The sequence below is a fragment of the Moorena sp. SIO4A1 genome, from assembly GCF_010672065.1.
In the GTDB taxonomy this organism is placed as follows: domain Bacteria; phylum Cyanobacteriota; class Cyanobacteriia; order Cyanobacteriales; family Coleofasciculaceae; genus Moorena.
This window is the reverse complement of sequence record NZ_JAAHHX010000501.1, coordinates 1-1,761: the sequence shown is the minus strand read 5'-3', so window position 1 is coordinate 1,761 and position 1,761 is coordinate 1. Positions and strand designations below refer to the sequence as shown.

The window sequence follows — 1,761 nt, the reverse complement described above, 5'->3', positions numbered from 1 at the left end:
TATGACTCTACACGGCCCATTGACTTCCACCGTATGACCATAAGTGTTTTTAGAGCCTCGTTTTACGGTAATCACAGGGTTGCGCTCCCCTGTCTTGAGATTGTTGCGAATTACCCTCTGGTTAACATGAATCACAGCCTTAGTGTACTCTCTGCGCTTTGACCAGTTCCGCTTGGGACCCCGAGTGCCGGGAGTGACTACTGGCATGCCATCAAACAGAGGAATCACCCAAGTTCTACCCACTTTATAGGCTCCTTTAACTCTGCCTTTGCTGAGAAGGTAACGGACGCGAGTGGCGGAAACACCTAGTAAATCAGCGGCTTGTGCGGTGGAAATCATCATGGGGAGTTAACCATTGCGTTAACGATACTATTATTGTAACAGAATTTTGGATAAGATGCAAGGGATAAGATTTTAGGTATTAATTACTAGATACAGTAATGCGTTCGCGTAGCGGCGACCCAGGAGCATCCCGTAGCGTGACCTATGGATCCCATTCCAGCCATTACTCTAGTTCCAAGTTTCCAAAAAAACTATTGCATTAGCGCATCAATAAGTCGAGTGAGTGGCGATATCAAAGTTAATTACTAGGTACAGTAAATGTGTTCGCGTAGCGTGACCTATGGTCAATCCCATGATCAGCCAAAGCGCCTCAGTTCCAGGTTTCCAAAAAAACTATTGCATTCACGCAGCAACAAGTCCAGTGGGTGGCCACATTTTTGTTAATGACTAGGTACAGTAAATGCGTTCGCGTAGCGGCTCCAAAGGAGCATCGCATAGCGGCTGCACAGGAGCATCCCGTAGCGTGACCTATGGTCAATCCCATGATCAGGCAAAGCACCTCGGTTCCAGGCGTTGCTTAATAATAGAATGATTGTAATAGTTTTGTAGAGTGGACATCTTGGTGGAATGGGCATCTTGCGTGGAACTGGCATCTTGTGTAGAACTGGCATCTTGCCAGTTTCCTCCTTATTTTCGGGCGGGCAGGATGCCCACTCTACTCCTATTCATTCAAAGACTGACGCAACACCGATTTTAAAGGTATTGGAAAGGATAGTGTTTATGGTGGTAATAAAAAAAACTTGTTAAGTGTTAATGGTTTGTCAATTAACACTTAACAATTAGGTGCGACCCGTGGCGAATTTAATTATTAATGAGTTAAGCGCACCTTTAACAAGTTATATCAAGAGAGTTAGTACTTTGTATTCCAAGAGATAATCTAGTTCTGGAAAAATCTCCGTCTCAATGGGCCTTTACCTCGAAATGCTCCTATTTCTTGACGAATTTGTTGGCGCTGTTCCTCGGTGAGAATACCCCTCATCTCATATCGTGCTGACCTGTTAATGTCTTGCATTTGCTTTAACTGCTCTTCGGAGAGATTCAGACCTTCCCTTGCGTCTCGCAGTTGACGGCGGAGCACCTTGATAGTTTGAAAGCGCCGTTGTTGATCAGGAGTGAGAATATCCTCAATTTTGGAGTCAGTATTGTTAATGATGTCCTCAAACTGCTCTTTTTGCTGGTCAGTGATGTTCAGATTAGATAAAAATGGAGGAAGTTCTTGGGCATTAACTGCCATGGGAAAACTAGTGAGGGTAATTGCTGCGATACCTGCAAGTAGAGAAAAGCGTTTGATGTTCATGATGTTCACTCTTTAGCTGTTTCTAAGTGTTTGGACGTGAGCTGATTTCTGTTTGATGTCTCTATCCTAAAAACGGGGAGGGCGAAAGCACATGAGGCAAAAGACCCCAATTCCTCTAGGAC

The 1,761-nt window shown here is 44.5% G+C and carries 3 protein-coding genes; all 3 read right to left on the bottom strand.

Going from position 1 to position 1,761, the window contains the following annotated elements; genetic code table 11:
- Positions 1-342: helix-turn-helix domain-containing protein (locus F6K53_RS39915; protein WP_293085572.1), on the bottom strand; the 342-nt coding region annotated here is incomplete at its 3' end.
- 380 nt (positions 343-722) lie between these two features.
- Positions 723-953: a hypothetical protein gene (locus F6K53_RS39910; protein WP_143727413.1), complete on the bottom strand. Its 231-nt coding sequence runs from the start codon at positions 951-953 to the stop codon at positions 723-725.
- Positions 954-1,219: 266 nt separating this feature from the next.
- Positions 1,220-1,639, bottom strand: coding sequence for a hypothetical protein (locus F6K53_RS39905; protein WP_293085569.1), 420 nt, complete (start codon positions 1,637-1,639; stop codon positions 1,220-1,222).
- Between the last annotated feature and the right edge of the window lie 122 nt (positions 1,640-1,761).